Origin of the sequence: Clostridium sp. YIM B02551 (assembly GCF_022324735.1) — a bacterium.
Lineage (GTDB): Bacteria > Bacillota > Clostridia > Clostridiales > Clostridiaceae > Clostridium_T > Clostridium_T paridis.
On record NZ_JAKGTF010000007.1, the window covers coordinates 1 to 6973 of the forward strand.

6 protein-coding genes and 3 tRNA genes are annotated in these 6973 nt (G+C 27.6%); all 9 read left to right on the plus strand.

Annotation, left to right across the window (positions count from 1 at the left end):
- Nucleotides 1–88 precede the first annotated feature (88 nt).
- The 9 genes from L1S47_RS09400 to L1S47_RS09440 all read left to right on the plus strand — a co-directional run bounded on the left by L1S47_RS09400 (nucleotide 89) and on the right by L1S47_RS09440 (nucleotide 6968).
- Nucleotides 89–165, plus strand: a tRNA-Ile gene (locus tag L1S47_RS09400).
- 3 nt (nucleotides 166–168) lie between these two features.
- A tRNA-Ala gene (locus L1S47_RS09405) sits at nucleotides 169–244 on the plus strand.
- A 155-nt stretch (nucleotides 245–399) separates the two neighbouring features.
- Entirely contained in the window at nucleotides 400–909 is a 510-nt protein-coding gene (locus tag L1S47_RS09410; protein WP_238883333.1) for an HD domain-containing protein, read from the plus strand.
- An 11-nt stretch (nucleotides 910–920) separates the two neighbouring features.
- A complete protein-coding gene (locus tag L1S47_RS09415; RefSeq protein ID WP_238883334.1) occupies nucleotides 921–1433 on the plus strand; it encodes a transcription repressor NadR in 513 nt (170 codons plus the stop codon).
- 15 nt (nucleotides 1434–1448) lie between these two features.
- On the plus strand, nucleotides 1449–4100 hold the full coding sequence (locus L1S47_RS09420) for a UPF0182 family protein (RefSeq protein WP_238883335.1): 2652 nt from the start codon (nucleotides 1449–1451) through the stop codon (nucleotides 4098–4100).
- A 51-nt stretch (nucleotides 4101–4151) separates the two neighbouring features.
- A complete protein-coding gene (locus L1S47_RS09425) occupies nucleotides 4152–5549 on the plus strand; it encodes an FAD-dependent oxidoreductase (protein ID WP_238883336.1) in 1398 nt (465 codons plus the stop codon).
- A gap of 13 nt (nucleotides 5550–5562) precedes the next feature.
- On the plus strand, nucleotides 5563–5799 hold the full coding sequence (locus L1S47_RS09430) for a DUF1667 domain-containing protein (RefSeq protein ID WP_238883337.1): 237 nt from the start codon (nucleotides 5563–5565) through the stop codon (nucleotides 5797–5799).
- A 117-nt stretch (nucleotides 5800–5916) separates the two neighbouring features.
- Nucleotides 5917–6807: a CPBP family intramembrane glutamic endopeptidase gene (locus L1S47_RS09435; RefSeq protein ID WP_238883338.1), complete on the plus strand. Its 891-nt coding sequence runs from the start codon at nucleotides 5917–5919 to the stop codon at nucleotides 6805–6807.
- Nucleotides 6808–6877: 70 nt separating this feature from the next.
- A tRNA-Ser gene (locus L1S47_RS09440) sits at nucleotides 6878–6968 on the plus strand.
- Nucleotides 6969–6973: the final 5 nt, after the last annotated feature.

Sequence of the window (6973 nt, forward strand, 5' to 3'; positions counted from 1 at the left end):
GGACGGTTAAGCTTTGAGATGCCGATGGTACTGCACGGGAGACTGTGTGGGAGAGTAGGGAATCGCCAATTTTATTTTTTTATAATAAGGATCTTTAGCTCAGTTGGTTAGAGCAACCGGCTCATAACCGGTAGGTCCGGGGTTCGAGTCCCTGAAGGTCCACCATATGGGGGTATAGCTCAGCTGGGAGAGCACCTGCCTTGCACGCAGGGGGTCAAGAGTTCGAATCTCTTTATCTCCACCAAAGAGAACCGTAAACATAAAGTTTACGGTTTTTTTTATTATATAGAAAGTTATTTTTATAATAACAACAATGTGAAAATATAGAAATTAATTTTTAAATGTATTAGAATGTGATTATACGCTTATAATGTAAGATACAAGTGAGAGGAGATAGGAATGTTTTATAGGATAAAACAATTTATGTGGGCGATAGAAGCTATCTATAAGGATATTGATGATGAATATATAAAAAGGTACTTAGATGAAGATGAAAAGAAATTGTTTCAGTTATTAAAGAAATCTGATAAGCAGCATAGTATAAGGGTAGCAAAAGATGCATTAGAGTATATAGAAGATTCAAATAATGTCATACAAAAAATAGATAAAGAGAAAATCGTTAAAATTGCGTTATTACATGATATCGGTAAAATTGAGAGACCATTAAATGTATTTGAAAAATCACTTGTAGTTATTTTGGATAAGGTTACGAGCGGAAAAATAAGTAGATATAGTAATTTCAAAATAATAGATATATATTATAATCACCCTGAAAAAGGATATGAGATATTAAAACTAAATAAAAAGTATGATGTAGAATTTCTTAAGGTTATAGAAGAACATCATCATAAAATAAAGACATCAAATGAAATATTAGAAATAATTAAATATTGTGATAATAAAAATTAATGAGGTGGAATATGAATAGTGAAGATAGAAGAAAGGAAATTGTTAATTATATAGTAAATAGCAAGAGTCCATTAAAAGGCAGCGAAATAGCTAAAATATTTGGTGTAACTAGGCAGGTAATAGTAAAAGATATAGCAATAATAAGAGCAGCTGGAAGTAATATTGTCGCAACTCCTGAGGGATATATTATGAATAAGGAGAATTCTAGATATAGGAGAATTTTAGCTTTATGTCATAATTCAAGTGAAATGATAAATGAATTAGAAATAGTAATAAAGTATGGTGGAATGATTGAAGATGTAATTATTGAACATCCTATTTATGGTGAGCTTAAAGGAAATCTAATGATAAGAAATTTAAATGATTTAAATAATTTTCTTGAAAAGTATAAGAAGTTTAAGGCAAAACCTTTATCTGCATTAACAGAGGGGATTCATTTACATACTATTTCAACAGAAAACAAAGATGATATGGATATGATTATAAGGGATTTAGAGAAAGTAGGCTATTTGCTAAAAGATTAATACGGGGTGAAATTTATGAGAAATAAGAAATTAGCAGTATTTATTCTTATTTTAATTCTAATAATGAGTGCACTTCTATTCTCTGCTAAGTTAATTATAAATATAGAATGGTTTATAGAGTTAGGTTACATTAAATTATATTTTACTAGATTGATTTCAATAGTCGAGATATTAATTCCACTTTTTTTAATATGCTTTATTATTGTAAATTTATTTAGTAAAAAACTTCTTAATAATATTAAAGATGAAATAGACGAAAACAGTTTAAAAAAGATAAGAAAAGGTGTTTCAATAACTAATATAATAATCTCTTTTCTAATTTCTATATATACATCTACTAAGTATTGGTACGAAATAGTCTTATTTTCGAATTCTGTTAGTTTTAATTATAGAGAACCAATATTTAATTTAGATGCTTCTTTTTATGTCTTTAAGCTCCCATTACTTAAAATATTAAGCAACTTTTTAATAGAAGTAATAATAATTACTACTTTATTTTCAATTTGCTTTTATACATTAGTATCAATAAAGAAATATTTTATAAATAATAAATTTAAATCATTTAAGCAATTATTAGATTATCTTAAAGAATTTTCAAAAAAACAGATAGGAATACTTTTACCTATATTTCTTGTTCTTATTTCAATAAAATATGTAGTAAAAAGCTTTGATTTACTATATAGCAATAGAGGAGCTTCATTTGGGGCCAGTTATACAGATATAAATATTACGCTATTGTTTTATAAAATTATTATTGTGATAGCTATAGTTTCATCTATTATTACTTATTTTTGTATAAGGAAGAATAAGTTTAAAATATCAATGTATCCATTTATTCTTGTGCTTTTTCTTATGATTTTGGAACCTGTTACTTATAAGGTAGTGTATAAGGTTATGGTAAAGCCGAATGAAATGGAATATGAGAGCAAATATATAGGTTATAATATAGACGCAACAACAAGAGCTTTCAATATAAATAATATAAATACAAAAAGTTATGAACCTCAAGCTAATTTGAATTCAGAAAAGATAATTAGAAATCAAGATACAATTTCTAATTTAAAAATTAATTCTCCATCGCCAGTTCTAAATTTTTATAATCAGGTTCAGGAAATTAGAAGTTATTACTACTTTAATGATATAGATACAGATAGATACAATATAGATGGAAAGTATACTCAAGTATTTATATCTCCAAGAGAAATAAGTACTGATTCAATGAGTACATGGCAAAATAAGCACTTAATTTATACTCATGGGTATGGAGTAGCTATGAGCAGGGTTAACAAGGTTACAGAACAAGGACAACCGGATTTTGTAATAAAAAATATACCTTTAGATAATTCATCCAGTATATTAATAAAAAACCCTAGGATTTATTATGGTGAAGCAAAAAACGAATATGCTATAGTAGATACATCTCAAGAAGAATTTGATTATCCTAGTGAAAAGGAACAAGCTTCCTATAAGTATGATGATAAAGGTGGAATAAAATTAAATATTTTTAATAGGTTAATTTTTAGTTTGGCTGAAAAGGATCCTAAAATAGTTTTTTCAGGCGCAATTAATAATGACAGTAAGATTCTTATAAATAGAAATATTATGGAGAGGGTAAATAAAATAGCTCCATTTTTAACTTATGATGATGATCCATATGTAGTAATAAGTGGAGGAAGGTTATATTGGATTATAGATGCATATACAACTTCAGGAAGCTTTCCTTACTCTGAACCTTATAATGGGATTAATTATATAAGGAATTCAGTTAAAGTTACAATAGATGCATCATCAGGAGAAACGAATTATTACATTGAAGATAATTCAGACCCAATAATTCAAAGTTATTCGAAAATATTCAAAGGGTTATTTAAGGATAAGAATGATATTCCTACTGGGCTTAAAGAACATTTAAAATATCCTAAAAAGATATTTGATTTACAATGTGAAGTATTATCAAAATATCATACTGCTGATCCGAAGGAATTCTTTACATCAGAAGATGTTTGGGAGATTTCAAATAATTTAAGTGCTTTGTCTGGTCAACAAAATATTAATGAAGGGTTATACCTTGTTACAAGTTTACCAGGAGAAAATAAGCAGCAAATGATGTTGTTTGATTACTTTAATGTGAAAAACAAACCTAATATGGTATCAATGATTAGTGTAAAGATGGATGAGAGTGATTATGGAAAAATTACTCTATTTAAATTCCCAACAGATAAAACTATTTATGGACCTTATTTATTTAAAAATCAAATTTTACAGGACCCAGATATATCTAAGGAATTATCTTTATGGGAAGGAAAAGGTTCAAAAGTTGAATATGGTGAGACAGTAATACTTCCAGTAGAAGAATCTTTACTATATTTACTTCCTATATATTTAAAAGCAGATGTGGATAAAACTATACCAGAGATGAAAAAGATAATTTTATCAGATGGTAAAAGAATAGTAATAGAGGATAATATAGAAAATGGATTAAAGAAGCTTTTTGATTATAAAGGACAGATAAATAAAATAGAAAAAATAAATGAAAATAGTCAGCTAACAAAGGAAATAAAGGAATTGTATAATAAAGCTATGGATGCTCAAACAAAAGGAAATTGGGCTGAATATGGAGAATATATTAAAAAGCTTGGAGAAGATATAAATAAGCTTAAAGAATAAATGTGATATAATTAAGTAGATAATGAAATAAAGTGCGTTGAGGTTAAAAAAATGGATTATGATATATTAATACTAGGTGGTGGAATTATTGGTTGTTCCATTGCTTATGAACTTTCAAAATATAATCTGAATATAGCATTAATTGAAAAAGATTATGATATTGCAGATGATCTATCCTTTATTAATACAGCTATAATTTATGATGGAGCTGAATGTTCAAATGATTTAATGTCATCTCTAGAGAATATGGGAAATAGCTTAATAGAGGAAGTAGCAACAAAATTTAATGTTCCATTTAAAAGAATAGGATCCATTAGAATAGCTCAAACAGATGTTGCAGTTGATAAGTTATATAAAATGTATGATAGAGCTAAAAGAAGAGGAATAAAGGATATACACCTTATAGATGAAGAACATATAAAAGAAGTTGAACCAAACTTGAATATTCCTGTGAAAAAAGCACTGTATTCTCAAAATACTGCAGTAATAAGTCCATATGATTTAGCTTTAGCTTATGCAGAAGTGGCCGCTGATAATGGAGTAATATTTAGATTAGAGGAAGATGTAGTAGACATTAAAAAGCTTTCTAAGGGGTTTAGAGTAACTACAAGCAAGAATAAGTTCACATGTAAAGTTGTTGTTAATACAATACCTGGAGAGCAATATAACTTAAATCCTACAAATGAAGAAGAAACTAAAGTTGATAAAAAATTATATTATCTTTTAGTGGATGACAGTTTTAAAGAATGTAATGATACGCTAGTAATTAATGAAAGGGAAGAAAGTAATGGATTTGTATTCCAAACTCCAACACTTTCATTAGGAACTTTAGTTGCAGTTAAGAGTGATGTAGCATTATCCTATGAGGAGCTTATAAAAACTTCAAATAGTATATTACCTAACTTAAGTAAAAGGGATATAAATTACATGTTTTCTGATGAGTTTAATGTAGACTCAATGTTAATAGATGAAAGTGAAATATCAAAGGGTTATATTAATGTTACAGGAGATCATTATGGAGAAGTAACAATAGCTCCAGCATTGTCTCAAATACTTTGTGAATCATTAGTTAATAATCTAAAGTGTACCTTAAAGAGAGATTTTATAGATAAGAGAAGAGAATACTTTAGATTTAGAGAATTATCAGATGAGCAAAAGAATGAGCTTATAAAGATAGATGATAGATATGGTAAAGTTGTTTGTCTGTGCAATACTATTACCGAAGGAGAGATTGTTGATGCAATAAGAAGACCATTAGGCGCTAGAACAGTTGAAGGTATTAAAAGAAGAACAGGTGCTACTTTTGGAAATTGTCATGGATCTTATTGTATAGATAAGGTTATAAGCATATTAGCGAGGGAAATGGATAAAAAGCTTACTGATATTGTAGAGGATTCAAAAAATTCTAATCTTTTGGTATCAAGAATAAAAGAATTTGATGAGGTTTAGTGAGGATTTATAAATGGGAAGGAAAGATATTTTTACAAGTGTAGTAAGAACAAAAGATAATAGAAAGCATAAACTAATTCCTGTAAGAAGTAGTGAAGAAATAGATATAGAGTTGTGGCAAGAATTATCTAAGATGCTTAGCAGAATTTATGCAAATACACCGATAAAGTGTGGAGATGTAATATGCTCTAATATCTTAAATACAGGAATTGATATTATATGTACTAAAAGTATAAAAAAAGAAATTTAGTTATAATATAAGATTATCGTTAAGATAATCTTTTTTTTATGCAAATTATTCTACAATCCGAAGTCTATTAATATTTATTTAAATATGTATTATAAATATTTTGGAATGGAGGTAAGAATGGAGTATTTGTTTAGCAATGAAAATAGTATATTTAAGCAAGTACAAAAACAAAAAACGCTACCAATTATATTAGTATTATTGATACCAATCTTTATTGAAATAATAAGTGAATTTTTTTCAATAGTTATAGCACATAAATTTATTTTAGGTAAAATTACTTTGATTGATAGTAATCCAATTTATTTACTAACTAGTAGGATAATTGTAATAGGGCTGTATATAATATTAGTTTTATTTATTGAAAAGCGAAAGATTCAAGAAATTGGATTTAAAATAAATAAAGGATTCTTTAATAGATATTTGTTTGGAATACTCATTGGTTTATTAATGATGAGCTTTATTACTGTAATAATAGTTATGTCAGGAAATGCACAAATATATAAAGGAGAATTATCATCAAAATTAATACCGTCATTCATTATTCTTATATTTGCTTGGATCATTCAAGGTGCATCGGAAGAAGTCATGATGAGAGGATATATGATGCCTGTTATTGGGAAAAAATATAATGTGCTAATTGCAATTATAATAACCTCATGCTATTTTGCGTTTCTTCACTTAGCTAATAATGGAATAGATAGGCTTTCAATAATAAATCTTATTCTTTTTGGTATCTTTGCAGCATTTTATACAATTTATACTGAGGATATTTGGGGTATATGTGCTATACATAGTGCTTGGAATATGGCCCAAGGAAATTTATATGGTTTTTTAGTAAGTGGAAATCCAATAATGGTGGGTAGTATATTTAATACTCTTAGTAATAGTAAAAATATAATAAATGGAGCAGCCTTTGGACCTGAGGGAGGTTTAGTCGTTACAATAGTACTAACTTTATCAATTTTAATAATCATGTTTTTAGCTAAAAAGAAACATAAAACTATTTAAATAAAAAATAGATAAAATGTTGTTGACAATTCATAATGTGCTTGATATAATACTAATTGTTCTGATAAACGGAGAGATGGTCGAGTTGGTTTAAGGCACCGGTCTTGAAAACCGGCGTACCTTCACGGGTACCTAGGGTTCGAATCCCTATCTCTCCGCCATTTTT

Excerpts from the sequence above, each read along its gene's own strand:
- L1S47_RS09435 (WP_238883338.1), top strand. The coding sequence starts at position 5,917 with ATGGAGTATTTGTTTAGCAATGAAAATAGTATATTTAAGCAAGTACAA.
- L1S47_RS09420 (WP_238883335.1), top strand. The coding sequence starts at position 1,449 with ATGAGAAATAAGAAATTAGCAGTATTTATTCTTATTTTAATTCTAATA.
- L1S47_RS09430 (WP_238883337.1), top strand. The coding sequence starts at position 5,563 with ATGGGAAGGAAAGATATTTTTACAAGTGTAGTAAGAACAAAAGATAAT.
- L1S47_RS09415 (WP_238883334.1), top strand. The coding sequence starts at position 921 with ATGAATAGTGAAGATAGAAGAAAGGAAATTGTTAATTATATAGTAAAT.
- L1S47_RS09425 (WP_238883336.1), top strand. The coding sequence starts at position 4,152 with ATGGATTATGATATATTAATACTAGGTGGTGGAATTATTGGTTGTTCC.
- L1S47_RS09410 (WP_238883333.1), top strand. The coding sequence starts at position 400 with ATGTTTTATAGGATAAAACAATTTATGTGGGCGATAGAAGCTATCTAT.